The following is a 24,121-nucleotide window of genomic DNA, read 5'->3' as shown; positions in this document are numbered from 1 at the left end:
GCGCCAACGACCCAGACCTGTCAAAATAGACACGTGGCTGACAAGAAGAAGAACCAATACGTCGATTCCGGCTGGCCCGCGCTCCCCGAGGGCGCCCACGCCGTCTCCGAGCTTGCGTCCGATGTGGCCGGCGCGCTGTCCCCGTTCGGCGAGACCAGCTTCCCGCTGCCCGCCGACAAGCTGTCCTACGTGCACCCCTACACCGTGGTGAACCGCTGACCGCAGCACCAGCCGTGGACGACACAAGCGAACCGCAGCACCAGCCCCGATTGACCCACGTCGACAGTCGGGGCGCTGCGCGCATGGTCGACATCAGCGACAAGAAGGTCACCGCCCGCACCGCCATCGCGCAAGGCACCTTTCACACCACCGCCGAGGTGACCGCGCTCCTCGCCGAGGACGGGCTCCCCAAGGGCGATGCGCTCGCGACCGCCCGCATCGCCGGCATCATGGCCGCCAAGCGCACCCCCGACCTGATCCCGCTCTGTCATCCACTCGCGCTGACCGGTGTCACCGTCGATCTCGAGCTCGACGGTGACGCCGTCAGCATCACCGCGCGCATCACCACCACCGGCAAGACCGGCGCTGAGATGGAAGCCCTCACCGCCGTCGCCGTCACCGGACTCACCCTTCACGACATGGTCAAGGCCGTCGATCCCGCCGCGACCATGAACAACATCCGCGTCACCAGCAAGCACGGCGGCAAATCCGGGGACTGGCAGCAACCATGAAGGCCGCCGTCATCGTCGCCTCCACCCGCGCCGCAGCCGGGACCTACACCGACCGCACCGGCCCGCTCATCGCCGAATGGCTCCAGGGCCGCGGCTTCGCCGTGGGCGATCCCACCGTCGTGGCGGACGGCGAGCCCGTCGCGCACGCACTCCGCGACGCCCTCGACAGTGGCTGCGGCGTCATCCTCACCACCGGCGGCACCGGGCTCAGCCCCACCGACACCACCCCCCAGCACACCGCCGCGCTCCTCGACTACGAGATACCCGGCATCGCTGAGACCCTCCGCCAGTCCGCCGGCGCCCGGGTCCCCACCGCGATCCTCTCCCGAGGCATCGCCGGCATCGCCGGAAGGACGCTCATCGTCAACCTCCCGGGATCCCGCGGTGGGGTCAAGGACGGCCTCGCCATCCTCGACCCCATCCTCGAGCACGCCCTCGACCAGATCCAAGGACACGGCAACCATGACTAGCGGACGCGGCACGCCCGAACCGGAGAACGTGGGCGGGGCACCCGGTCCGGCTGAGGTGCGGCGCGCCAGCGTGACCACCGACCCCCTCGACACCACCGAGCACGAGAGGCTCGTCGAGCATCCCGCGGCCGGCGCGATCGTCACCTTCGCTGGAGTCGTGCGCGACCACGACGGCGGGCGCGACGTGACCGCCCTCGACTACACCGCTCACCCCACCGCGGGCAGCATCGTCGAACGAGTCGTCGCGGACATCGCCGAGCACGCGCGCGGAGTCCGCGCCATCGCCGTCAGTCACCGCATCGGGCCCCTCGCCATCGGCGACGCGGCCCTCGTTTGTGCCGTCGCCGCGGATCACCGCGCCGAGGCCTTCGCCACCTGCGCGAAGCTCGTCGACGAGATTAAGGCCCAGCTCCCTGTCTGGAAGCGCCAGGTCTTCACCGATGGCACCGACGAATGGGTCAACAGCGCCTAGATCACTCGCGGTGGCGCGCACACCGCTGTCCGCGCGCGATCGTGAAGATCTAGCCACATCGGGCGTGGCTAGATCTTCACGATCTGCCACCGCCGCGGCAACGCGAAAGGCCCGCCCTGGGCAGGGCGGGCCTTTTGCGTTGGTTCAGCGCGTCACTGGGTCAGCAGTGCTGCTGCCTCGCGGTGAGGCTCAGAGGCTGTTGACCAGGTCGAGCAGCTCGGGAGCGACGGGCAGGCCGGCTGCGCGTGCCTCGCCGATGAGGCGGAGGAGCTCGGCGCGCACGGGGCTGGCGTCGATCAGCTCGGGAGCGGCCTGCGCGGGCGCTGCGATGTTGGTGGGCTGGCTCGGGTTGTCGCGCGGGGTGGGCGCGCTGTTCAGGCCGAGGCGGCTCGAGCAGGAGGGCCATGCGCCCCAGCCCTGGCCGGCGAGGGTGCGCTCGGCGACGGCGATCTGCTGCTGGCGGGTGGCGAGGTCGGCGCGGGGCGCGAACTCGGTGCCGCCGTAGCCGGACCAGGTGCTCTGCGAGAACTGGAGGCCGCCGTAGTAGCCGTTTCCGGTGTTGATGTTCCAGTTGCCGCCGGACTCGCACTGCGCGAGGCGGTCCCAGTCGGAGTCAGGGGCGGCGTTCGCTGGAGCGGCGAAGAGGACGCCAGCTGCGGAGATCGCTGCGCCGGTCAGCAGGGCCTTCTTGGAAAAGCTGCGGCGGGCGGTCTTGGTGGGCTGTGCGTTCATGGTTACGGTGTTCCTCTCGGTTGCGCTTCTGCGTGCGTGTCGGTGTGCCTGGTGGTGTCTGTGGCATGCGGCCCGTGGTGCCCCGTGTGGTGCGTGCTAGTGGTGATCGTCGGGGGATCGCTGTAGCTAGCAGGTGGGGCGCCGTGCGGGGTGTTCCGCTTGACTGGCAGTGACGCTACGGAGGGTCGTGGGGGTCGTAAAGGGTTCTGGTGACGTGGCTCTCAGATGCCACTTTCAATCAAGTACGCGTCCGAGTTGGAGAAAAGACCAGGTGGGACGCGGAAAGTCACGATTCGTTGCATTACTGTTATCCGTTCGTGATGTAACCGGGGTCACACTAGATGGGCCTCGCGACGTCTCAATATGTGGAACGGCATTTGCTGGGAGATAGCGGATTGGGCGAAAAGTCCGCCCGTAGGGCCTGCTGGGCGACCGCAAGCGGCCCAGTGCCATCGCGGGCGCCGGGCAGCGATAGCCCCCACGGTCGAGAGCCAAGCACGCGCCGGGATGAGCCCAGGTTGCCGGGCAAGAAGATCAGGCAGGGCTTGAAGAGAGGCAGCGCGGCGCGGTAGGTCAGCCGCCAGCAAACGGGGGCAGCGCATCAACGGTGCAGCCCGGGGCTAGAGCGATGGATTGATCGGAGACAGCCTGCTCGTCGACGAGGAACTGGCAGCGGCCCAGCACCCGGGCCAGCTCGGGGCTCCGCTCGGCCAGGCTGGCGACGAGCTCGGCGAGCGTCGCCCCGCCTTCGATGTCGAGCTCCTCCTCGTCCATCCCGGCGGCGCGGCCCGCTGCGGCGAAGTAGCGCATGGTCACCGTCATGTCAGCCTCCGATCGCGCTCATGGAGCGTGCGGGCTGCAGGAACGACGGGTCATTGATCGCGTGCCCGGGCAGCTTGCCCCAGGTCGCGTCCCGCCATGCCTGCGCGATCACGCTATCCCCGGCCTCGTCATCAGTGACGGCGCTGGGGCCGCGCAGCAGGGCGCGCAGGTCCATCTCGCCGTGGGAGAACAAGCAGTTGCGGATTTGTCCATCGGCGGTGAGGCGGGTCCGGTCGCAATCGCCGCAGAACGGGCGGGTGACGGACGCGATGATCCCAACGGTGGCGGGCCCGCCGTTGACCACGAACCGTTCCGCCGGTGCTGCCCCGCGATGCTCGGGATGGGGCGCGAGGTCGAACCGTGCGGACAGGAGCTCGAGGATCCGCTCGGCGGTAATGAAGGTCTCGCGCTGCCACTCGTGTCCCGCGTCGAGCGGCATCTGCTCGATGAAGCGCAGCTCATAGCCGTGGTCAAGGCAGAACCGGAGCAGCTCGGCGGCATCGGACTCGTTGATGCCAGGCTGGATCACCGCATTGACCTTGACGGGCCGCAGTCCTGCCTGGTGGGCGGCGTCGAGCCCGACGAGCACGTCGTTGAGTCGGTCGCGGCGCGTGATCGCGTGGAAGTGGTCCGGGTCGATGGTGTCGAGGGAGACGTTGACCCTGTCGAGTCCCGCCGCTTTCAGGTCCGCGGCCTTGCGGGCGAGCCCGAGGGCATTGGTGGTCAGGGAGATCTCGGGCCGGGGGGAGAGGCTGGCCGTGTAGCTGATCAGCTCGGTGAGCCTGCTGTAGAGAAGTGGCTCGCCGCCAGTGAAGCGGATCTCCTCGATACCGAGCATGGTTACCGCAATGCGCAGGAGGCGCTGCAGCTCGGTCAGCTCCAGGGCCTCGTCGCGGTCCATCCAGTCAAGGCCCTCCGCGGGCATGCAGTAGGTGCAGCGCAGGTTGCAGCGATCGGTGAGGGAGACGCGCAGGTCCTTGGCAGTGCGGCCGTGCTGGTCAAGCAGGCCGCCCGTGGTGGGCGCGCCCGTTGCGGTCATGGCGGCACTGCGCCCCGCCGCGCTCGTCGGTGAGGACGGTCGCGCGGGCATCGGGATTCCCAGTCTGACAGTTGCCATAGTGACCACCAGCGTACCTTTGCGGCGTTATGGCCGTATTCCCTCAACCTCACTGCATGCTCGCGGAAGCAGTGAGGGCCGACTAGCGCGGATAGCGCTGCGCTCCCTGGTACGGATCCGGCGCGTACCCATACCGGTAGTTGCCCGCTTCGTCGACGGGAACGATGCGCTTGCCCAGCGGCATCAGCGAGATCGGGATCATCTTCAGGTTCGCGATCGCCAGCGGGATGCCAATGATCGTGATGGCCTGCGCGAACGCGGTCACGACATGCCCGATGGCAATCCAGATGCCCGCAACCAGCAACCAGATGACATTGCCAACCAGGGTGAATGTCCCTGAGGTAGGCCGATCCACAGTGGTGCTGCCGAAGGGCCACAAGGCATACAGCGCGATGCGGAACGACGCGATGCCGAACGGAATCGTGATGATCAGCACAAAGCAGATGATCCCGGCCAGCACGTACAGCAGCGCCAGCCACAAGCCGCCGAAGACGAGCCAGATGATGTTCAGAATGATGCGCAGCATGGTTACCTCCCCCTCCTAGTGTGCCCCAACAGCGGGGATCAAACCCTGGTCAATCAGATCGGTCCAGGTTCCCGCGCTAGCGCCGCCGGGATCGCGCCCCGCCCGCGCGCGCCCGGGCCGTGCTGAGCACTGGCACCATCACGGCCATGATGAAGCCGAGCGGGCACAGCAGGCTCGCCAGGTAGAGCGCGAGGAGCGGCTCCCCGCCCGTGACGTGCAGCACGAAGATCGCGGCCAGCGCGAGCGCGCCCACCACGAACATCACCACGCCCGCCCGAAGCGCCAAGGTCTCGGCCCGTGCCTGCGGCTCGCGCGTCCGCGTCCAGCGTCCATACTCGTTTCCCACGTCCCCTACGGTACCGGGCGCGTCGGTCAACACCTATGGCAAGCTCATGCGCGGGCCGCTCCATCGGCCAACACCTAAGCGGGCAGGGGGATCGATGACGATCATCGACAACGCGATCTACGTCGACGGAGTGCGGGTCGCCGAGCCTCGCACCCTCGCGCAGACCTACGGCCTGATCCGCCAGCACAATGGCATCGCCTGGATCGGTCTCTACCGCCCCAACACCGAGGACATCTCCTCCCTCGCCGATGAATTCGGCCTGCACCACCTCGCGGTGGAGGATGCGATCTCCGCGCACCAGCGCCCCAAGATCGAGCGCTACGACAACGTCCTGTTCACCGTGCTGCGCCCCGCTCGCTACATTGACGCAGAGGAGCGCGTCGAGTTCGGCGAGCTGCACATCTTCGTCGGCCCCGATTTTGTCATCACCATCCGCCACGCCGAATCCACGCAGGTAGGCGGTGTTCGCTCCCGCCTCGAGAAGGCGCCGGAACTGCTGCGCATGGGGCCCGAGGCGATCCTCTATGCCATCCTCGACCGCATCGTCGACGAGTACGAGCCCGTGGCGCGCGGGCTCGAGAACGATATCGACGAGATCGAGAACCAGATCTTCACCGGCGACACCCAGGTGGCTCGCCGCATCTATGCGCTGTCGGAGACCGTCATCGAGTTCCAGCGCGCGATCCGGCCCATCCCCACCATCATCGAGGCGCTGCAGCGGGGGTTCGGCAAGTACCAGGTGGACGTCGAGCTGCAGCGCTACCTCCGCGACGTGCTCGACCACGCCCTGCGCCTCGCAGACCACGTCGACCAGTTCCGCGCGACCCTGCAGACCGCGCTGACCGTGCACTTCACGCTCGTCGCGCAGCAGCAGAACGAGGAGATGCGGAACATGACAGCCGCGAGCCTCGCCCAGAACGAGCAGGTCAAGAACATCTCGTCATGGGCGGCGATCCTGTTCGCGCCCACCCTCGTCGGAACCGTGTACGGCATGAACTTCGAGAACATCCCCGAGCTGCACTGGTCCTTCGGCTACCCGATGGCGATCTCGATGATGCTCCTCACCGGGCTCACCCTCTTCGCGGTGTTCAAGCACAACAAATGGCTCTAGCCCCCGCCGCGTCCCGCGGGCGAGCGGCCTAGCACGGGAAATGCCCGAACTACCGCGAAAGCGCTACCATTGCAGGCGCGCTCCGCCCACTGGCGGGCTGCGCGGCTGGCGCGATCTCGCGACCAGCATCGATGAAGCATTCGAGTGATGAGCGGGTGACACAGTGCCTAGCGGCAAGGTGAAGTGGTTCGATGCGGAGAAGGGCTTCGGCTTCCTCTCCCAAGACGACGGCGAGGACGTGCACGTGCGTGCCTCCGCGCTGCCTGCTGGCGTGGAGACGCGCAAGGCGGGGCAGCGCGTCGAGTTCGGCATGGCCGTCGGCCGACGGGGCCCGCAGGCGTTGAGCGTCAAGGTGCTCGACCCGATCCCCTCCGTGCGCAGCAACGCTCCGAAGAAGGAAGCCCCGGTCAAGCGCCGCGAGCCCGAGGAGCTCCACGGCATGATCGAGGACATGATCAAGCTGCTCGAGGCCTCGGCGCAGTCCACGCTCGGCAAGGGACGCTACCCCGAGCGCAAGACCGCGCAGCGGCTCGCCGAAGTGATGCGCGCCGTGGCCCGCGAGCTCGACGCCTAGCCCCGCGAGCGCGGCGCCCAGAGCGCGAGCTGCGCCTCCGGAGCGCCTTGCCCAGGGCAGCACACCAGCGCTGAACATGAGTTCGGGCGCCAGCCATGCATCGTGGCTGGCGCCCGACCTGCATGCGCAGCAACCGCTGGACGTGCCGACAGGCTCGGGGACACCCAAGCCCGGGGCGGCAGCGACCGCCGGAAGTGTGCGGTTTTGCACCCTTCCAGCGCCGCTAGAGGGTGCAAACCCGCACACATGCGGCCTGGGCCGGGCGGATCGGGCCGGGCGGATCGGGTGCCCGCCAAGCGGCCAGCTAGCCGCGGCCCTCCTTCGGGGGCAATCCCGCCTCGATGCGCGTGCGGTACCGGCTGGAGGTGCGCTTCCGGCCCGGCAGCGCGTACGGCGCACGGCGGCGGATGTCCGCCATCACCCGATCCGAGAACTCGGACGGGGATTCATCCGGCCGCATCTGCCCCTGCTCGGGCTCGAAAAGCTCGATGCGGATGGCCGGCCGCTTGGGGAAGCGCACGATGTCCACGCTGCCGGTGATCGTTCCGAGCACGACCTTCGCCTCGGGAACGGCCTGCGCCAGCCGGCCCACGCCACTGCGCGCGCGCATCGGGGCGCCCCGCGAGATAGTTCCCTCGGGGAAGATTCCGATGCATGCGCCGCCCTTGAGCTCGGCGATCGCTGAGCTGAGCGCGGTGGCATCGCCCTTGCCGCGCTCGATCGGGATCTGGCCCATGCGATCGACCACCCAGGCAACGGGGCGGTACTTCCAGAGCGTTGACTTCGCGAGGGCGCGCACCTGGCGCCGTCCGATCAATCCGGTTCCGAACGCTACCGGATCCCAGTAGCTGTCATGATTGCCGACGAGCAGCACGGGGCCCTCGGCCGGAAGGTGCTCCTCCCCGATGACCTCGAGCCTGCCCCAATGCTTGACCACGGGGGAGGACACGCGCATTACGGCCCGATAGACGGGCGAAACATCCGAGTTGTTCACAAGTCCCCAGCATTCCAGTTCCGCGGGCCCGGCGCGCGCGCACCCCTGCATGCGGCGCGCCCGGTGCCCTACGAGGAAGCGGGCTCCTGGGCGATGTCGACGAACATGATCCAGGTGGCGAAGGTGCCGAGCTGCTCGGCGCCGGTGTTGTCGACGAACACGGTGGGCATGTCGAGCTGGATGCCGCCGAGGACTCGGCCCTCCTCGTCGTTGACGGGGATGGAGAGGGAGTGCCGGTCACCGGGGCCGTAGGTCGTGTCGAGGAAGGCATCCTCGGAGTCGGCGGGCTCGTAGAGGGCCTGGACGCGCAGCGAGTTGCGCGTCATTTCCTTGGGGAGGGAGATCTGCACCGTATCGCCCTGCGCTGCCTCGATGATGGTGGGCATCTGCGGCTCGTCGCACACCTCCGCCAGGGCGTCATTGAAGGCGGTCTGCTGCTCGATGGAGTCCATCGGCATGTCCGAGAACTCGCTCACGGTCTCGCGGATGCCGTCGGGGTCGCAGTACTGGATGGGGCCGATCTGGTGGTTCTCGCCGCTCGCGAACACCGCGAGATGGGGGCGATGCACGTCATCGCGGCCGAAGCGCACCTGGAGCCCCACGATCGTCGCCACCGCCAGCGTGGACACGACCACCACCGCGATGGCGATCATCAGGAACTTGCGGGGAATGATTGACATCGAGGAGCTCTCCCAAGGCGTGTCGCGAAAATGGTGCGGTTCAGGGCTGCGTGGGTTCGTCGCCCGTGTGCTCGGGGCGGTGGCCGCCCAGGCCCGGGACCAGTGATCGTCCCCGCTGCGTCAGGATAGCCTGTGCCAGTCCGGCCGCCACGCACACGCCCACCGCGCTGAACCCGATCCACAGCTCCGTGGGCATGAGGATGCCCAGCGCGCCGCCGAATCCCCAGCTCAGTTGCAGCGCGGTCTCCGAGCGCCCGAACGCGGACGCCCGCGACGCATCGGGCACGTCATCCTGGATGAGCGCGTCCAGCGATACCTTCGCGAGGGCACTGGAGGCGGCGAGCACCGCAGCGAGCAGCGCCACCACGGCGAACGCGTTGGTCACTGCCACGACCACCACCATCGCCGCCACCACGATGGTGCAGCGCACCACGACCGTCGCGGGGCGGGCCAGCCGGATCCGAGCACCCACCGCGTTGCCGCCGAAGTTGCCCAGGGCAGCGGCGATGCCGATGACCGCGAGCATCGCTACCTGCATGGTGGGGTCGTGCTCGGTGCGGGACTTCGCGACGAACGCTACGAACAACGTGAGGAACCCGGTGACGAGCCGGATGGTGCACGTGCCCCACAGGCCCACGATCACCAGGCGTCCGAGGGGTTGCCGCCGCACCGCGGTGAGCCGGACCCGCCACGAGGGCAATGATCCGGGCCGCGGATGCTCCCGGTAGGTGAGCGATGCCGGGACCTCGCCCTCGGTGACCTCCACCCACGCCGGGATGCGGATGCTCAGCCATGCCCCGCATGCCGAGATGACCAGCAGCAGGAGCAGCGCCCCCGGCCATCCGGAGATCGCCCCGAGCACCACTTCGGTCAGCGCCGCCAGGGCGCCCACCGCGATGGTGCCGACCACGAGCCCGAATACGGTGAGCCGCGAGTTGGTCCGCACCAGGTCGATCCCCGGTGGAAGCACGCGGGGCGTGACGGCGGCCTTGAGCACGCCAAAGGATTTGGACAGCACCAGCATCCCCAGCGCCGCGGGGTAGAGCACCCACGGGATGAAGCTCTCCGTGGAGGTGTCGAAACTGCTGATGAGCACGAGCACGAGGACGCCACGCAGGGCGAACGACAGGGCGAGCGCGAGCCGTCGCCCCCGCTGCAACCGGTCCAGGGCTGGCCCGATCAGCGGCGCGATCACCGCGAACGGCGCGATCGTCACGAGCAGGTACAGCGCTACCATGCCGCGGCTCTCGCCCGTGGTCGCCGAGAAGAAGAGGGTATTGGCCAGCGCTACCGCCAGGGCAGCGTCCGCGGCGAAGTTCGCGATGGTCGCATAGGTCAGCGCGGTCAGTCCGGACTTGTCGGCCCCGTCGGCGGTGGCGGCGCGGCGGAAGGCCCCGACGCCCTGCATCGTGAGCTGGCGCGACCGCATCGCCGCGACGCGCGTCACCGTGATCCTGCGGGGCAGGCGCGGCGCTGTGGGATCCGTGGGCGCTGTGGGATCCGTGGGCGCTGCGAGGTCCGAAGGATCGTCAGTGGCCGCGGCGGGACCGGTGCCGGGCTCATCGAGGCCAGGCGGCGGGTAGTTGTAGAAGCCTGGATGCGCCCCGAACCGTGCCTCGGCGTCATCATCTGGTGGCGTCGCGGAATGGTTCACCGGTCAATTCTCGCGCATCCGGGCCGCGCGCGCCGCCCCCAGCGGAACTCGGCCTGGTCCGCCGGGGGCTGGCGCGCTGCCTAGCGGGGGACGAACCGGGCCTCGAGCATCACCGGCCACAGCTTGCCCGTGATGAGGAAGCGATCCGTGCCGGGTATCGCGGCGATCCCATTGAGCACATCGGCGCCCTGCCGCTCGGCACGGGAGAGCAGGCCCGAGGCGTCGATCACGTCCTCGATGGCGCCGGTGCGCGGATCGATGCGCACGATCATGTCCGTCGTCCACACGTTGGCATATACCCCGTCGGGCGTGCATTCGAGCTCGTTGAGCAGCTCGACCGGTGCTCCGTCGAGAGTGACGGGAATCGTCTCGCGGGCGTCGAACGTCGCCGGATCACGCACGGTGAGGGTGCTGGTGCCGTCGCTCATCACGAGGTGGGCACCACGCTCGGCGTCATCGTCGTACGAGCACAGGCCCCAGCCCTCGCCCTCGTAGGTGGTGCGGGAGCGCTCCTCGAGGGTCGCGGGATCCCGCGCGATCGCCACCCCGTCCTGCCACGTCACCTGCCAGGCGATCTCCTCGGTGACGGTCAGGCCCTCGCCGAAGAAGGGATCGGTCAGGTCCGCCCGCGCCAGCACCTCGCCGCCGGGGAAGGTCCGTGCCTCGATCCAGGAGGAACCGACCAGCCCGGTCGATTCATAGAGCACGCCGTCGCTCAGCTCGAGCCCCTGGGTGAACGAGTCCCGCCCGTGCGGATGACGCTCCACGACCGCCACGGTCAATGTCGCGTCCTCGGGGCCGGGAGTCACGGGCTCGAGGCTGGTCGTCGATGGTGACTGCGAGCCGGTGCCGGGCACGCGTGGCTCCACGCACCCTGCGCCGAGGAGCGGGACGAGCAGTGCCGCGGCGACGAGCGGGCGGGCTGGAGGGGCGATTGCATGCATGTGATCAAGATTGCCTGACATCGCAGCGGCACGGAGTCGAGATTTCGCAACGGAATGAGGCAAGATGGACGGCGTGAACGCATCCGTCGTGTCGCGCCCGCACAGTTCTGCCGCGGACTCCAGTGCCGCAGCGGACGTTCCCGCGGTGCTGGCACATGCTATTGATCTCGCGCGCGCGGCAGTGTGCGAGGTCGCTGACCCGTCCTCGGTCGGGGAGCACCTGGGCATTGTCCCCGAGGCGGAGTGGGCCGCCTCCCATCGCTTCGTCGCCCACCTGCCCGGTTACCGGGGCTGGGAGTGGAACGTCGTCGTAGCGGCGTGCCCCGGCTCTGATTCGGCCACCATCAGCGAGTTCGCTCTCCTGCCCGGAAGAGGCGCCCTCCTCGCGCCCCCCTGGGTGCCGTGGGAGGATCGCATCGATGCCGGTGACCTCGCCCCCGGCGACATCCTTCCGCCGAAGGAGCATGACGAGCGGCTCGTGCCCGGCAGCCTCGAGGCCGATGTTCCTGATGTCGAGGACATCGCTAGTGGCCTCGGGCTCAGCCGCAAGCAGGTGCTCAGCGTCGAGGGCCGCGCGTCCGCAGCGGAGCGCTGGCTCGCCAGCGATTTCGGCCCGGAAGCGCGCATGGCCAAGTCCGCGCCCGGCGCATGCCACGATTGCGGCTTCTACCTGCCTCTTGCCGGCCCGCTCGGTCACTCGTTCGGAGTGTGCGGCAACGAGTACTCCGCGGATGGGCACGTCGTGCATGCCCGGTTCGGCTGCGGGGCGCATTCCGACAGCACCCTGCCCACGGGCGCCGGCTCGCCCCTGTACCAGCCTTACGATGACGGCATCCTTGACGTCGATGCGTAGCTGACCCCCATGGTCATCGAACTTGATGTGGCAGTGCTGGAGTGGTTCCTCCGCGCGCGCGAACCAGCGTGGGACACGATCTTCACCGTGATCACGCTCCTCGGGAGCTCGATCGGTGTCTTCCTCATGGGTGGCGCGGCCATGGCGTGGTCAATCGCGCGGCGGCAACCTCATGACGCACTGATCATCCTCTGCGTGCTGGTCAGCGGATGGGTCCTGATGTGGATCCTCAAGTTCATCATGCGGCGCGACCGTCCCGGTGCCGAGCTGGCCCTCGTCGAGGCCACGAGCTCGTCGTTCCCGTCCGGTCACGCCATGATGAGCAGCATGTTCGCCATCGCGCTCGCCGCGACAGTCGTGCGGGCGCGGTGGGCCTGGCCAGTAGTCGCCGCGCTGCCGGTGCTCGTAGGGATCTCCCGCGTGTACCTGGGGGTGCATTGGCCCACCGATGTGCTGGCGGGCTGGTTCATCGGCGTCCTGTGGGCGCTCGCCTGCCTCATGCTGCACGCCGCGCTGCGGCCAACGAGGCCGGCCCATCGCCAGCTCCAGCGGAACTAGCGCGCCGCGGTCAGGCCGCGGGCCACGCGATAGCCGCCGTCACAGGCCACTCTGCGCGGATCGATCGCCCCTCCGCACCGCCCGTCGCTGAAGCAGGAAAATGAGGCCCCCGAAGGCGGCGACACCGAGTCCGGCGATGCACAACGGCACATACTGCTCCAGGGAATCACCCGAGGCCACGACAATGATCGTCGCGACGATCCAGCTGAGCAGGCCTACGATGATCACGGGGCGCGGATCCGCGAGGCGCGGCGGCAGCGGAGGAGGTTCGGGATGTGTACCCACAGCGCCAACTTAGCGCGTCGCGGACGATCACCGCCAGCGAGTGGCGCAACCCCCATGCCGCGCACCATGTTCCGGCGCGGGCAAAAGCGGGGAAACGCGTACATGCACGAGGTGGCTACCGTATTGTCCGGATTCGTGAGCGATGAGGACAAGCAACTCGCCGGCGACCTCGCCCTGGCTGTCGTGCGCCTGGCCCGCTACCTCCGAGGCCACCAGGACCATGCGTCCGCGCTTTCCCTCACCCAGGTCTCCGTGCTCACCGCGATCTGCTACGACGGGCCCATGACCCCCACCGAGCTGGCTCATCGAGAACGCGTGCAGCCACCATCGATGACCCGCACCATTGCCAGCCTCATCAACGCTGGTCTCGCGCAACGCCTCCCGCACCCAACCGATGGCAGGCAAGCACTGATATCCCTCACCGAGGCGGGGCGGGAAGCCACCACCGCGGAGAAAACCGCTCGGGACGGCTGGCTGGAGCAGCAGCTGGCCAGCCTCGACCCGGGCCAGCGCGAGATCCTCCGCGCCGCTCTGCCCACGATGAACACCCTGATCACCCGGACGATCGCGTCACGGGGAGCAGCACGCCCCATGGTCCAGCGGCTCGACCACTAGCCTGGATCGGTAGCGACAGCCGAGAAGCGCCCCGGTCGCGGGATCAGAAGAACATGCCGCCCTGTGGGGTGGCTGCCGTCGCGAACGCCCGATCGAAGACATCCAGGGATTCCTCGTCGACCGCCCACACCCGGCCCGCCTGCGCCAGGGTGTCGGCCCGATGCTCACCGAAATAGATCGACGCCAGATCGCCCGCGGTGATCCGCACACGAGGCTCCTCGTCCACCCGGTAGCACTCGCCCGGCTCGCCACCGCCCGCCGCGCGCAACCGATAGACCCCGCCCTGGTCGAGGAAGTCGTCCACGACCTCGAACGGCAGATCCAGGTCCGAGAAGTAGGCCCGCGCCGACAGCACCGCGGGAACATCGAGGATGCGCGCCCACAGCAGATCGAACGAGCCCGTGATCCGCGGCAACCGCGGATTGTCCAGCAAATAGGGGAGCAGTGAAGTGCGCGGCTCCGAGACCGTGATCGTCTGCATCAGGTCCAGGGCGCACAACGCCCGCCACAACGCGATGTATGCCTCGGGCGTGACGGCGAAGAGATCCGACACCTCCACGGTCATGCGCTTGGCATGGTCGCGCACCCGGTACGACACGAAGCCATCCGCATGCACCATGTAGAACAATGCGGACGCGCCACCGCGGTCCGACTCCGGATCCGCGAACACGCCCCGCCAGAACGCATCCGGGCGCCGCACCGCTCCCGCGCAGGTGCGCCGCCACCGGTCATAGATCGCCGGAACCACCTCTCGGGCCTCCTCGACCCTCGCCAGCCGGACCCCGCCCGGATCCGCCGTCGTATCCCGGAAACGCGCGAAGCGCCGATCCAGCGTGCGCGTGTACTCCATCGTGATCGGCCCGTACCCGAACCGGCCGTAGATCCCGCCCTCCGACGCCGTCAGGATGGAGACCGGAGCGCCCGAGGCGCGGCACCGCTGGTGCTGCTCGGTCAGCATCGACCGCAGGATGCCCTTTCGGCGAGGCGTCGGCGCCACCGACACCCACGTCACGCCCGGTGCGTCCACCAGGCCCCCGCCGGGAACCGTGATCTGCAGCTCGTAGTGCATGGTCACGCCCACGACCTCATCACCGATCGTGGCTACCAGCACGTTGTCGTCCGGAGCCAGGTCCCGGGTGATCCCCGTCTTCAGGTCAGCGATATGCGCGCCGAACGCGAAATTGTCGAGCTTGAGGATGTGGGGCCAATCCTCCTCGGTGGCAGTGCGGACCTGGACCGCGGAAGCTTGCTCAGTCGTCACCCTTCAACCTTGGCACAGCCGCGCCGCCCGCACACCCCCAATGCCGCCTCGCGGGGGCTTGCGCGATACCGGCAAGATGGGGGAGTGGCTCATCCCGTAGACATCACCGACCCCCGAGACCCCCGCGTCGACAGCTTCCGCGACCTGACCACAGCGGATCGTCGGCCCGATCGGCCTGGCGGGCGTGGCCTCGCCATCGGGGAGGGCACCATTGTCGTCGAGCGCATGATCCACAGCCGCTATGCGCCGACCGCGCTCCTGGGTGTGCTGCGGCGCTACGACGAGCTCCGTGACGCTCTCGCCGCGATCGACGCGCCGTACTACCGGGCCAGCGCCGACGTCATGGCCGAGGTCGTGGGCTTCCACCTAAACCGGGGCGTGCTGGCGATCGCACCCAAGCCACGGCCTCTCGACCTCGATGACATCCTCCGCGATGCTCATACCGTCGCCGTCCTCGAAGGGATTGGCGATCACGAGAACCTGGGCGCGCTCTTCCGGCATGCGGCCGCGCTGCAGGTCGACGCCATCATCGTGGGACCCCGCTGCTCCGATCCGCTCTACCGCCGGGCCATCCGGGTCTCCATGGGCCATGTCCTGCGCGTGCCCCACACCACCGTCACCGACTGGGACGTGCTCGCGGGGTCGCTCGACCGCCATGGATTCCACACCGTTGCCCTCACGCCGCAGGAGCCATCCGTGGCGCTGTCCGCTGCCCTAGGCGCGCCGCGCATCGCTTTCCTCCTCGGAGCCGAGGGCCCCGGCCTCAGCGACCATGCGCTGCAGCTCGCGAGCATCCGCGCCCGCATCCCGATGACGGTCGGCGTGGACTCCCTCAACGTCGCCACCGCCGGCGCGATCGCCTTCTACGAGCGCAGCCGCGAGCGCGATGCCCTCGCCACGAGCGAGCTCGCATGACCTCCCCAACCCCATGGGGAACCGGGCTCGCGTTCGCTGCGTTCGTCGCGGTCACCACGGGACTGCTCGTCGGAATCATCGGGTGGGGCCTGCTCGCCATCCATCCTCTCGTCGCACTGGCCCTCAACGGGCTCGTCGCCGCCGGTGCGGCGCCCGCGCTGTGGGAACGCCGCCACGAGCCCGTGCAGCGCTGGGCGGCGCTCGGCCTCGGTGCGGGCACGGTGGTCGCCTGGATCGCGCTCGTCGGCATCGCGCTCGGCGGGTGAGCGGGCCGGAGGTGAACCCGGTGGGGGTGCCGGTGGGGGTGCCGGTGGCGGTGCCGGTGGGGGTGCCGGTGGGGGTGCCGGTGGCGGTGCCGGAGGGGGTGCCGCGCCGCTAGTGGAAACTTTTCCCGCTCTACAGGGGAAAAGTTTCCACTAGCACAGGGTGGGACCGGTGGCTCCGCCGCCGCGGATTGCGCGCGGGCCGCGGGGGCTCTCCGGTTCGGGCCAGATCTGCCACCGCATGCGGAACACCCAGAGGCTCGCCGACGGCCTGGAACGGCGAATGCCCCAGGACTTTTCCTGGGGCATTCGCCGCCACTAGCTACTACTGGGCTCCGGCGCGCACTCCGAGCAGGACATCCTCCCAGGACGGCATCGCGGGCTTGCTCGGCTTGCGGTCGCGCTTCGGCTCGGCGTCATGCTCGGCCGCGGGCCGGGGCTGACCGGTCGTGGCGCGTTCCTGCTGGCTCCGGCTTCCCTGCTCGGCAGAGGCGGTCGTTGCCGCCGGTGCCTTTGCCTGTGCCGCTTGGTGCTGTGCCGCCGGGTGCTGGGGGGCCTGCTGCTTCGCGGACTGCTGCTTGGCGGTGGCGATCGGGGTGACCGGGCTCAGCGACGGCCGTGACCGCGGGGCATCCGCTGCGACCAGCTCACGAGCGAGATCGTTCAGGGGAGCAGCCGTGCCGCCATCAGCGCCGGCGTTGAAGCGCCACAGTGCCTTGTTCTCGGTCCGGCCAGCGGTCCACCGCAGCTGCACGACCCAGCGGCCCTCGCTGTTGCGCCACGCATCCCACGATGCATCATCAAGCTTGCGGCCACGCGAGCCGAACGCGATCGCGACCACCGTCGAGAGCGGATGCTGGGCGGGGCCGTCCTCGCGCAACGGGTACGCGCTCTGGGCAAGGGTGGCGATGCGGGCCCGCTCGAGCAGCACAGGATGCGCGAACGTCTCCACCCGCGACTTGTGGATGCCGGAAGCCTCCACGATCTCCTGCACGCTGGCGCCCGCGCGGATCCGGTCCTGGATCTCGCGGGGGCGCAGCTTGGCCTCCATCGCGATCTCGACCTGGCCAAGGCGGCTCACGTCACCATTGGCGGCGGCGCGGAGGCGATCATCGGCGAGGATCCTGAACTTGGCGCCCGTGTTGACATCGGCGCAAACAATAGCGTTGCCGCCCGGCTCGATACCGACGACCTTGAGTTCCCGCACCCTGACCTCCTTGTGCCGCTGTGCCCTTGCGTTGCCTTGCCGCAGTGCAGCTCAGCGAACTTCAGCTTCTTTATTGCACTGTAATGGTGTCGTGACAATAATCACCGGCGCGACACGCGGAGAGTCGTTGCGCAGGCGGAGGTTTCGTGCAAATGCCGCGTCGTGTGGTATCCGTGCCGCTTCGGGGGTGGCTGGCAGCTTCGGCGTCGTGGGGGGTGCCGGGCTTGCGGGGGTGTCCGGCGTGGGGTGCCCGGCCTCGGCCGAAAGTGGAAGCTTTTCCCGCTGGGAGGAGGAAAAGTTTCCACTCCCGGCGGAGTCTCGCCGCGCAGCCGAGGCGCCGCACCCATGCGAAAGGGGCTGGACCACAGAGCGATCCAGCCCCCCGATCCAGCCCCCCGATCCAGCCCCCCGATCCAGCCCGTCGCGGAGCGGCCGCGGCTGCTAGCCGAGCTTGCTGACGACGTACTCGATGCACTCAGTGAGCTTGGTGACGTCCTCGGGGTCGATGGCCGGGAACATGCCGATGCGAAGCTGGTTGCGGCCGAGCTTGCGGTACGGCTCGGTGTCGACGATGCCGTTGGCGCGCAGCACCTTCGCGACGGCGGCGGCATCCACGTCATCGCTGAAGTCGATGGTGCCGACGACCTGCGAGCGGTGCGCGGGGTCGGTGACGAAGGGCTTGGTGTACGCGGTCTTCTCGGCCCAGGCGTAGACGCGCGAGGACGAGTCGGCGGTGCGTTGCACGGCCCAGTCGAGCCCGCCGTTCTTGTTCATCCACTCGATCTGGTCGGCGAACATCAGCAGGGTGGCCAGCGCTGGCGTGTTGTACGTCTGGTTCTTGAGGCTGTTCTCGACGGCGATGGGCAGCGACAGGAAGTCCGGTGTCCAGCGGCCGCTGGCCTTGATCTCCTCGACGCGGGCGAGCGCGGCCGGGCTCATGATGGCGACCCAGAGGCCACCGTCGGCGGCGAAGCACTTCTGCGGCGCGAAGTAATAGACGTCGGTGTCGGCGATGTTCACGGGCAGACCGCCGGCGCCGGAGGTGGCATCGATGGCGATGAGCGCGTTATCGGAGCCCGCGGGGCGGCTGACGGGCACGGCGACACCGGTGGAGGTCTCGTTGTGGGCCCAGCCGATGAGGTCGACGGATGGGTCGGAGGTCGGCTCGGGGGCGCGACCGGGATCGGCGCTGATGACGATGGGATCGCCGAGGTGCGGTGCCTTCTTGGCGACGGAGGCGAACTTGTTGCTGAACTCGCCGTAGGTGAGGTGCAGCGAGCGCTCGCGGATGAGGCCGAACGCGGCGGCGTCCCAGAACGCGGTGGTGCCACCGTTGCCGAGGATGACCTCGTAGCCGTCGGGCAGGGAGAACAGCGAGCCAAGGCCCTCGCGGACCCGTCCGACAACGTTCTTGACCGGGGGCTGCCGGTGGCTGGTGCCGAAGACGGAGGCGCCGGTGTCGACGAGCGACTGGAGCTGCTCGGGGCGGACCTTGGAGGGCCCGCAGCCGAAACGGCCATCCGCGGGCTTGAGGTCGCCGGGAATGGTGATGTCGGTGGTTCCAGTCACGGTCGATGCATTCCTTACTTGGTCTGGAGGCTTCGTTCTGGACGGTATCGCTGGTCCAGGATAGTCGATCGAGGTGGCACGGGTCTCATGCTGCAGGACGCTCCCGGCCCCCTCGTGCCTGTCGCGATCCCGCCCGGTGGCTCCGGCCGATCATGGCCAGAGCCACCAGTGGGTGTTCCGCGCGGGGAACCTAGCGCAGGATGCGGCGCAGCAGGCCTTGCTGCGATTGCCCGCCCTCGCCGCGGATAAGCGCCCAGCCCTCGACCTCGCTGGCGAGGCGGGGAGCGGGCCCGGTGTAGAGGGCGGCGGGCCGGACGAGCTTGCCGAGCCGCTTCTGCTCCATGATGTGCGCGCACCAGCCGGCGGTGCGGGCACAGGTGAACATGGCGGGCATCATGTGCGGCGGAACGCCGGCGAAGTCGAGGATGACCGCGGCCCAGAACTCGACGTTGGTCTCGATGGCGCGATCAGGGCGGCGCTCGCGCAGCTCGGCGAGGGCTGCCTGCTCCAGGGCGGCGGCAGCTTCGAAGCGCGGCGCGTTGAGCTTCTTGCAGGTGTCGCGGAGCACGCGGGCGCGGGGATCCTCGGCGCGGTAGACGCGGTGCCCGAAGCCCATGAGGCGCTCCTTGCGATCAAGGATTCCCTTGACCATGGCACGGGGATCGCCGGTGCGCTCGGCCTCGTCGATCATGGGCAGCACGCGGGCGGGCGCGCCGCCGTGCAGCGGCCCGGACATGGCACCGATGGCACCCGAGAGGCTGGCGGCGACATCAGCGCCGGTGGAGGCGATGACGCGGGCGGTGAAGGTGGAGGCATTGAGGCCATGCTCGGCGGCGGACACCCAGTAGGCGTCGATCGCGCGGATATGGTCGGGATCGGGCTCGCCCTGCCAGCGCGTCATGAATCGCGCGGTAACGGTGGGGCATTCGTCGATGATCTTCTGCGGCACGGCCGGCTGGTGGAGTCCGCGAGCGGACTGGGCGACGTAGGACAGTGCCATGACGGAGGCGCGGGCGAGGTTGTCGCGGGCGGTCTCGTCGTCGATGTCGAGCAGTGGCTGGTATCCCCAGATGGGGGCGAGCATGGCCAGCCCGGCCTGCACGTCCACGCGCACGTCGCCGGTGTGCACGGGGATGGGGAATGGCTCGGCGGGCGGCAGGGCGTCGCCGAACCGGCCGTCCACGAGGAGCGCCCAGGCATCGCCGAAGGTGACGTCGTTGCCGACTAGGTCCTCGATATCCACGCCTCGGTAGCGAAGCGCGCCGCCATCCTTGTCGGGTTCCGCGATCTCGGTGGTGAAGGCGAGGACTCCTTCGAGCCCGGGTGAGAAGCCTTCGGGAAGTTCGACTGCCATGTATGACGCTCCTGTTGTCGTTCTGGTTCGTATGCGGCGCGCCCGGTGGAACCGGAGCCTGGTGGGCGGGTTCCACGATGGTGCGATCCGGGCAGGGGCGCAATGGGGCTCATGCTCCGGGGATGCTCGGGCGTAGCGTATGGGTGTGGTGCGTAACCCTTCCGATTCTCTCGATCTCGCGCGCATGCGGGTCAGTTATGGGGACAGACCAGTGCCAAGCATGTTGGGCGAACATGCTGATCTCGATGAGGCGTGGCTCAAGGACGGCTGGTTGCCGTTGTTCGCCCGGTGGTTGCTCGACGCTACTGAGTATGTCGCATCGGACGGAGGGCGCATCACCGAACCCAATGCAATGGTGCTCGGCACGGTCGATGCGGCGGGCGTTCCAGCCACTCGGACGGTGCTGTGCAAGGGCGTCGACGAGCGAGGCATCGTGTTCTTCACGAACTACGAATCCGCTAAGGCGCAGCATCTTTCGGCGAATCCGGCGGCGTCGGCGACGTTCCCGTGGATACCGCTGGCCAGGCAGGTTCACTTCCGCGGTGCTGTGGAGAAGATCTCATCGGAGGAGACCCTGGCCTACTGGCGCACCCGGTCCCGCGGCTCGCAGGTGGGGGCGTGGGCGTCGCGGCAGTCCCAGCCCCTGGGGTCGAGGGACGAGCTGCTCGCCGCGGCGGAGGATGTGCGCGAGCGGTTCCACGATCTGGACGAGCTTCCCGTGCCTCCATTCTGGGGCGGCTACCGAATCCGCCCATTCGTGGTCGAGTTCTGGCAGGGTGGACAGGACAGATTGCATAACCGGATCCGTTGCGAGCCTAAGGACGGGACCTGCCAGGTTTCGCGCGTGCAACCATGACCGCACGACGACCCGGGTTCGCCGGGTCAGGTGGGTTTCGACTAGGTTCGTGGATATGGTTGTGCGTTGAGTGGTCGCGCATGTGCCGATACGCTACTGACCAGTTGAGTCTGAGAAGGAGCCCTCGTGCCCGCTGAGAATGAAGACAAAGTGGTACTCAGTTACCCCGGTGGTGAGTACGAGATGCCGATCACTCGGGCGACCGAGGGCAATGATGGGTTCAACCTCGGTAAATTGCTCAGCGATACCGGATACACCACCCTCGATGGGGGCTTCGTCAACACGGCCTCCACGTCATCGGCGATCACCTACATCGACGGCGAGAAGGGAATCCTGCGCTACCGGGGCTACCCCATCGAGCAGCTGGCGCAGCAATCCAGCTTCCTCGAGGTGTCCTACCTGTTGATCTACGGCGAGCTCCCCTCCGCGGACCAGCTCTCGGACTTCACCTATCGCATCGAGCGGCACACCATGCTGCACGAGGACCTGAAGCGCTTCTTCGACGGCTTCCCGCGCAACGCGCACCCCATGCCGGTGCTGTCGTCCGCCGCGAACGCGCTGTCGGCCTACTACCAGGACTCGCTCGACCCCAACGATCCCGAGCAGGTCGAGGTCTCCACGATCCGGTTGCTCGCCAAGCTGCCGACGATCGCCGCCTACGCCTACAAGAAGTCAGTGGGCCAGCCCTTCCTGTACCCGGACAACTCGATGACCCTCGTCGAGAACTTCCTGCGCATGACGTTCGGCTTCCCCGCCGAGCCATACGAGGTGGATCCCGAGGTGGTCAAGGCGCTCGACATGCTGCTCATCCTGCATGCCGATCACGAGCAGAACTGCTCCACCTCGACGGTGCGCCTCGTTGGCTCCTCGAACGCGAACCTGTTCACCTCGATCTCCGGCGGCATCAACGCCCTGTGGGGCCCGCTGCACGGCGGCGCCAACCAGGCCGTGCTCGAGATGCTCGACGACATCAAGGGGCAGGGCCTCGACGTGAGCGACTTCATCCGCAAGGTCAAGGACAAGGAAGACGGCGTGAAGCTCATGGGCTTCGGGCACCGCGTCTACCGCAACTATGACCCGCGCGCCGCCATCGTCAAGAAGACCGCGCACGACATCCTCGACAAGCTCGGTGCGCGCGATGAGCTGCTCGAGATCGCCATGAAGCTCGAGGAGGCCGCCCTCACCGACGACTACTTCGTCGATCGCAAGCTCTACCCGAACGTAGATTTCTACACCGGCCTGATCTACCGGGCCATGGGGTTCCCCACGCGCATGTTCACCGTCATGTTCGCGCTCGGCCGGTTGCCCGGCTGGATCGCGCACTGGCGGGAAATGCACGCGGACCCCACCACCAAGATCGGGCGTCCCCGCCAGATCTACACCGGATACACCGAACGCGACTACACAGAGGTTTCGGCGCGATAAACCATGACAAAACCAGAAGTTGAGTTCCAGCCAGGCCCCCCTCCCACCGAGCTTGTCACCAAGGACCTCGTGGAAGGCGACGGCGCGGAAGCAGTGCCCGGCGCCACCGTCGAGGTGCACTACGTAGGCGTTGATTACGAGACCGGAGAGGAGTTCGACTCCTCCTGGAACCGTGGCGAATCGATCAGCTTCCCGCTGCGCGGCCTTATCAAGGGCTGGCAGGACGGGATCCCCGGCATGAAGGTCGGTGGCCGTCGCCAGCTCACCATCCCGCCCGCGCTGGCCTACGGGCCGAGCGGATCGGGGCACCGCCTCGCCGGACGAACCCTCGTCTTCATCATCGATCTGCTCGACGTGCAGTAGGCGCAGCAAGTCTCGACCAGGGCCCTGGCCTCCCGGAACCCCCGGGAAGCCAGGGCCCTCGCGCTTCGCGGTGCCGCCGCTTCCGCCGCCGCCTCTCGCGCCGCGCCCCCGCCTCGCGCCGCCGCCTCGCGCCGCAAACGCGATAGAAACCGCCGAGAAAGCGGCCCAGTTTCTATCGCGTTTACCGATATCCGGTGCGTTTACCCCCAAAGCCGCCGCCGACCGACCGCGAGCCGCAGCCGACCGACCGCGAGCCGCGAAGCCGCGAGACGCAAAGCCGCCAGCCGCGAAGCCACCCGGCGGCCGCGAAAGCTACGCCGCCTGGCGCGCGGCCCGCCACCGGTAGCCACCGAGCCCGACCGCGACCAGCAGCAGCATGCCGCCAGCGCCGAGGCCGAGCAGCGCCAGCATGGTGGTGGCATCCAGCACGCGGCCCTCGCCGAGAGGCTGGGCCACCGCTACCTCGACCGGATCGGCCGTCAAGCTGGCGCGCGGGGTCACGCTGACCACCCCGTTGACGCTGGTGCTCACCTGCTCGGCGGTGCTGCCGAGCTGGCCGAGGCCCGCGACGAGCTGCCGGGAGCCCTCAGTGAGCTGGCCGGAACCGTCGTCGAGCTGGACGAGCCCATCGCGGAGCTGCCCGGCGCCGTCGCGCAGCTCGGCTGAACCGGTTGCGAGCTGTCCGGCGCCCGAATCGACCTGGTTGGCACCATCGGAGAGCTGTGCCGCGCCCACTCGGAAGTCGCTGGATGGGTCATTGAGCTGGAACGCGAGCTGGCGGGCGCCATCGCGGAGCTGCTCGAGCTGGATCAGCGCGGCGGCGATCTCCGGAGCGAACGGCGCGTCCGCGGACTTCAGGGGAAGCAGTTGCGCGACGAGCTCGTCCACGCCACCGCTGATCTGCGAAGCACCATCGCCGAGCTGGCCGATACCGCCCTGGAACTCGGTCATTCCCGTGCGCAGCTGGCTGGTGCCGTCCTTCAGCTGGCCTGCTCCGGCCGCGAGCTCCCCGGTGCCTGCCGCGAGCTGCTCGGAGCCCCCGCGGGCCTGCCCGATTCCTGCGGCGAGCTCGGCAGCGCCGGCTTCGAGCTGCTCCGCTCCGTCCCGTGCCTGCCCGGATCCAGCGGCGAGGAACGTCGCGGCGAGCTTGTCGCGCTGCAACTGGCGCAAGGCATCCTCGAGCCGGGTCAGGTCCGGGCCGCTGCCCTCCACGACCTGGGTGGTCTTTGCGGTTTCCGTCGGGGGAGTGGCAGCGAGGGTCGCGGAGGAGCCAGCGGCGAGCGCGGTGGCGGTGATCGCCAGCGCCGCGGGAAAGCGGTACCGTCGGATCGTTGACTTCGGCCGTGTGCGTGCCATGGAGAACTCCCTAAGCTGTGTGGTCCGGGGCGGCGCCAGCGCGGCACCGGTGATCGCGGCCCGTTTGC

Annotated in this window: 29 protein-coding genes; 14 read left to right on the top strand and 15 right to left on the bottom strand. The window is 68.6% G+C overall.

What is annotated here, in order from left to right; all coding sequences use genetic code 11:
• The first annotated feature begins 33 nt into the window (after window positions 1–33).
• The 4 genes from HT102_RS04955 to HT102_RS04940 are packed head-to-tail and all read left to right on the top strand — an operon-like array spanning window position 34 to window position 1,673.
• Window positions 34–219, top strand: coding sequence for a hypothetical protein (locus HT102_RS04955; protein ID WP_192038289.1), 186 nt, complete (start codon window positions 34–36; stop codon window positions 217–219).
• A gap of 14 nt (window positions 220–233) precedes the next feature.
• Complete coding sequence (gene moaC / locus HT102_RS04950; RefSeq protein WP_408611306.1) at window positions 234–731, top strand: cyclic pyranopterin monophosphate synthase MoaC; 498 nt, start codon at window positions 234–236, stop codon at window positions 729–731.
• Complete coding sequence (locus HT102_RS04945; protein WP_192038287.1) at window positions 728–1,201, top strand: MogA/MoaB family molybdenum cofactor biosynthesis protein; 474 nt, start codon at window positions 728–730, stop codon at window positions 1,199–1,201. The genes moaC and HT102_RS04945 overlap by 4 nt, the downstream gene beginning before the upstream one ends.
• A complete protein-coding gene (locus HT102_RS04940; RefSeq protein WP_192038286.1) occupies window positions 1,194–1,673 on the top strand; it encodes a molybdenum cofactor biosynthesis protein MoaE in 480 nt (159 codons plus the stop codon). Before HT102_RS04945 ends, HT102_RS04940 begins: the two co-directional genes overlap by 8 nt.
• A gap of 189 nt (window positions 1,674–1,862) precedes the next feature.
• Here the strand turns inward: HT102_RS04940 and HT102_RS04935 are convergent, their stop codons facing one another.
• From HT102_RS04935 to HT102_RS04915, 5 genes are all read right to left on the bottom strand, one after another.
• Window positions 1,863–2,405 carry a transglycosylase family protein gene (locus tag HT102_RS04935; RefSeq protein WP_192038285.1) on the bottom strand — a complete coding sequence of 181 codons (543 nt, stop codon included), beginning with the start codon at window positions 2,403–2,405 and terminating at the stop codon, window positions 1,863–1,865.
• 573 nt (window positions 2,406–2,978) lie between these two features.
• On the bottom strand, window positions 2,979–3,227 hold the full coding sequence (locus HT102_RS04930; protein WP_192038284.1) for a MoaD/ThiS family protein: 249 nt from the start codon (window positions 3,225–3,227) through the stop codon (window positions 2,979–2,981).
• 1 nt (window position 3,228) lies between these two features.
• The gene (moaA, locus tag HT102_RS04925; RefSeq protein ID WP_408611305.1) at window positions 3,229–4,344 is read right to left on the bottom strand and encodes a GTP 3',8-cyclase MoaA; all 1,116 of its coding nucleotides are present in this window, start codon (window positions 4,342–4,344) and stop codon (window positions 3,229–3,231) included.
• Between the two features lie 82 nt (window positions 4,345–4,426).
• Entirely contained in the window at window positions 4,427–4,867 is a 441-nt protein-coding gene (locus HT102_RS04920) for a YccF domain-containing protein (RefSeq protein ID WP_192038443.1), read from the bottom strand.
• 79 nt (window positions 4,868–4,946) lie between these two features.
• Entirely contained in the window at window positions 4,947–5,216 is a 270-nt protein-coding gene (locus HT102_RS04915; RefSeq protein ID WP_192038283.1) for a hypothetical protein, read from the bottom strand.
• Between the two features lie 94 nt (window positions 5,217–5,310).
• On the opposite strand from HT102_RS04915, the gene HT102_RS04910 reads away from it, so the two are divergent.
• Together HT102_RS04910 and HT102_RS16110 are read left to right on the top strand one after the other, a co-directional pair.
• Window positions 5,311–6,327, top strand: coding sequence for a magnesium and cobalt transport protein CorA (locus HT102_RS04910; RefSeq protein WP_192038282.1), 1,017 nt, complete (start codon window positions 5,311–5,313; stop codon window positions 6,325–6,327).
• Window positions 6,328–6,490: 163 nt separating this feature from the next.
• Entirely contained in the window at window positions 6,491–6,901 is a 411-nt protein-coding gene (locus tag HT102_RS16110; RefSeq protein WP_192038281.1) for a cold-shock protein, read from the top strand.
• Window positions 6,902–7,205: 304 nt separating this feature from the next.
• On the opposite strand, the gene HT102_RS04900 is transcribed toward HT102_RS16110, so the two are convergent.
• The 4 genes from HT102_RS04900 to HT102_RS04885 form a co-directional block, all read right to left on the bottom strand.
• Complete coding sequence (locus HT102_RS04900; protein ID WP_225443226.1) at window positions 7,206–7,856, bottom strand: lysophospholipid acyltransferase family protein; 651 nt, start codon at window positions 7,854–7,856, stop codon at window positions 7,206–7,208.
• Window positions 7,857–7,963: 107 nt separating this feature from the next.
• Window positions 7,964–8,575: a DUF2771 family protein gene (locus HT102_RS04895; protein WP_192038279.1), complete on the bottom strand. Its 612-nt coding sequence runs from the start codon at window positions 8,573–8,575 to the stop codon at window positions 7,964–7,966.
• A gap of 40 nt (window positions 8,576–8,615) precedes the next feature.
• The gene (locus tag HT102_RS04890) at window positions 8,616–10,229 is read right to left on the bottom strand and encodes an MFS transporter (RefSeq protein WP_333473287.1); all 1,614 of its coding nucleotides are present in this window, start codon (window positions 10,227–10,229) and stop codon (window positions 8,616–8,618) included.
• An 80-nt stretch (window positions 10,230–10,309) separates the two neighbouring features.
• On the bottom strand, window positions 10,310–11,173 hold the full coding sequence (locus HT102_RS04885) for a glutaminyl-peptide cyclotransferase (protein WP_192038278.1): 864 nt from the start codon (window positions 11,171–11,173) through the stop codon (window positions 10,310–10,312).
• Window positions 11,174–11,237: 64 nt separating this feature from the next.
• On the opposite strand from HT102_RS04885, the gene HT102_RS04880 reads away from it, so the two are divergent.
• Both HT102_RS04880 and HT102_RS04875 read left to right on the top strand, forming a co-directional pair.
• A complete protein-coding gene (locus HT102_RS04880; RefSeq protein WP_192038277.1) occupies window positions 11,238–12,026 on the top strand; it encodes a DUF3027 domain-containing protein in 789 nt (262 codons plus the stop codon).
• Window positions 12,027–12,035: 9 nt separating this feature from the next.
• Window positions 12,036–12,584, top strand: coding sequence for a phosphatase PAP2 family protein (locus HT102_RS04875; protein ID WP_192038276.1), 549 nt, complete (start codon window positions 12,036–12,038; stop codon window positions 12,582–12,584).
• 39 nt (window positions 12,585–12,623) lie between these two features.
• Here HT102_RS04875 and HT102_RS04870 read toward each other — a convergent pair whose 3' ends face one another.
• The gene (locus HT102_RS04870; RefSeq protein WP_192038275.1) at window positions 12,624–12,869 is read right to left on the bottom strand and encodes a DUF2530 domain-containing protein; all 246 of its coding nucleotides are present in this window, start codon (window positions 12,867–12,869) and stop codon (window positions 12,624–12,626) included.
• A gap of 135 nt (window positions 12,870–13,004) precedes the next feature.
• On the opposite strand from HT102_RS04870, the gene HT102_RS04865 reads away from it, so the two are divergent.
• Window positions 13,005–13,484: a MarR family winged helix-turn-helix transcriptional regulator gene (locus HT102_RS04865; protein WP_192038274.1), complete on the top strand. Its 480-nt coding sequence runs from the start codon at window positions 13,005–13,007 to the stop codon at window positions 13,482–13,484.
• Window positions 13,485–13,527: 43 nt separating this feature from the next.
• Here HT102_RS04865 and HT102_RS04860 read toward each other — a convergent pair whose 3' ends face one another.
• A complete protein-coding gene (locus HT102_RS04860; RefSeq protein ID WP_192038273.1) occupies window positions 13,528–14,745 on the bottom strand; it encodes a GNAT family N-acetyltransferase in 1,218 nt (405 codons plus the stop codon).
• 84 nt (window positions 14,746–14,829) lie between these two features.
• Here HT102_RS04860 and HT102_RS04855 point away from each other — a divergent pair, with 84 nt between their 5' ends.
• Both HT102_RS04855 and HT102_RS04850 read left to right on the top strand, forming a co-directional pair.
• Window positions 14,830–15,660, top strand: coding sequence for a TrmH family RNA methyltransferase (locus HT102_RS04855; protein WP_192038272.1), 831 nt, complete (start codon window positions 14,830–14,832; stop codon window positions 15,658–15,660).
• Window positions 15,657–15,926, top strand: coding sequence for a DUF2537 domain-containing protein (locus HT102_RS04850; RefSeq protein WP_192038271.1), 270 nt, complete (start codon window positions 15,657–15,659; stop codon window positions 15,924–15,926). Before HT102_RS04855 ends, HT102_RS04850 begins: the two co-directional genes overlap by 4 nt.
• A gap of 322 nt (window positions 15,927–16,248) precedes the next feature.
• Here HT102_RS04850 and sepH read toward each other — a convergent pair whose 3' ends face one another.
• The 3 genes from sepH to HT102_RS04835 all read right to left on the bottom strand — a co-directional run bounded on the left by sepH (window position 16,249) and on the right by HT102_RS04835 (window position 20,053).
• Window positions 16,249–17,130 (bottom strand): septation protein SepH, encoded by an 882-nt coding sequence (gene sepH / locus HT102_RS04845; RefSeq protein ID WP_192038270.1) that lies wholly within the window; start codon window positions 17,128–17,130, stop codon window positions 16,249–16,251.
• Window positions 17,131–17,571: 441 nt separating this feature from the next.
• Window positions 17,572–18,699: a phosphoserine transaminase gene (serC, locus tag HT102_RS04840; RefSeq protein ID WP_192038269.1), complete on the bottom strand. Its 1,128-nt coding sequence runs from the start codon at window positions 18,697–18,699 to the stop codon at window positions 17,572–17,574.
• A 190-nt stretch (window positions 18,700–18,889) separates the two neighbouring features.
• Window positions 18,890–20,053 (bottom strand): citrate synthase 2, encoded by a 1,164-nt coding sequence (locus HT102_RS04835; RefSeq protein WP_192038268.1) that lies wholly within the window; start codon window positions 20,051–20,053, stop codon window positions 18,890–18,892.
• A gap of 139 nt (window positions 20,054–20,192) precedes the next feature.
• Here HT102_RS04835 and pdxH point away from each other — a divergent pair, with 139 nt between their 5' ends.
• The 3 genes from pdxH (at window position 20,193) to HT102_RS04820 (ending at window position 22,697) form a co-directional block, all read left to right on the top strand.
• Window positions 20,193–20,909, top strand: a complete 717-nt coding sequence (gene pdxH / locus HT102_RS04830) for a pyridoxamine 5'-phosphate oxidase (RefSeq protein WP_225443224.1) — start codon at window positions 20,193–20,195, stop codon at window positions 20,907–20,909.
• Window positions 20,910–21,035: 126 nt separating this feature from the next.
• Entirely contained in the window at window positions 21,036–22,334 is a 1,299-nt protein-coding gene (locus tag HT102_RS04825; RefSeq protein WP_192038267.1) for a citrate synthase, read from the top strand.
• A 3-nt stretch (window positions 22,335–22,337) separates the two neighbouring features.
• Window positions 22,338–22,697, top strand: a complete 360-nt coding sequence (locus HT102_RS04820; RefSeq protein WP_192038266.1) for an FKBP-type peptidyl-prolyl cis-trans isomerase — start codon at window positions 22,338–22,340, stop codon at window positions 22,695–22,697.
• Window positions 22,698–23,009: 312 nt separating this feature from the next.
• Here HT102_RS04820 and HT102_RS04815 read toward each other — a convergent pair whose 3' ends face one another.
• Window positions 23,010–24,053, bottom strand: a complete 1,044-nt coding sequence (locus HT102_RS04815) for a hypothetical protein (protein ID WP_192038265.1) — start codon at window positions 24,051–24,053, stop codon at window positions 23,010–23,012.
• Window positions 24,054–24,121: the final 68 nt, after the last annotated feature.

This window comes from Lolliginicoccus lacisalsi (genome assembly GCF_014841105.1).
Lineage (GTDB): Bacteria > Actinomycetota > Actinomycetes > Mycobacteriales > Mycobacteriaceae > Lolliginicoccus > Lolliginicoccus lacisalsi.
This window is presented reverse-complemented; position numbering and strand designations above follow the sequence as displayed.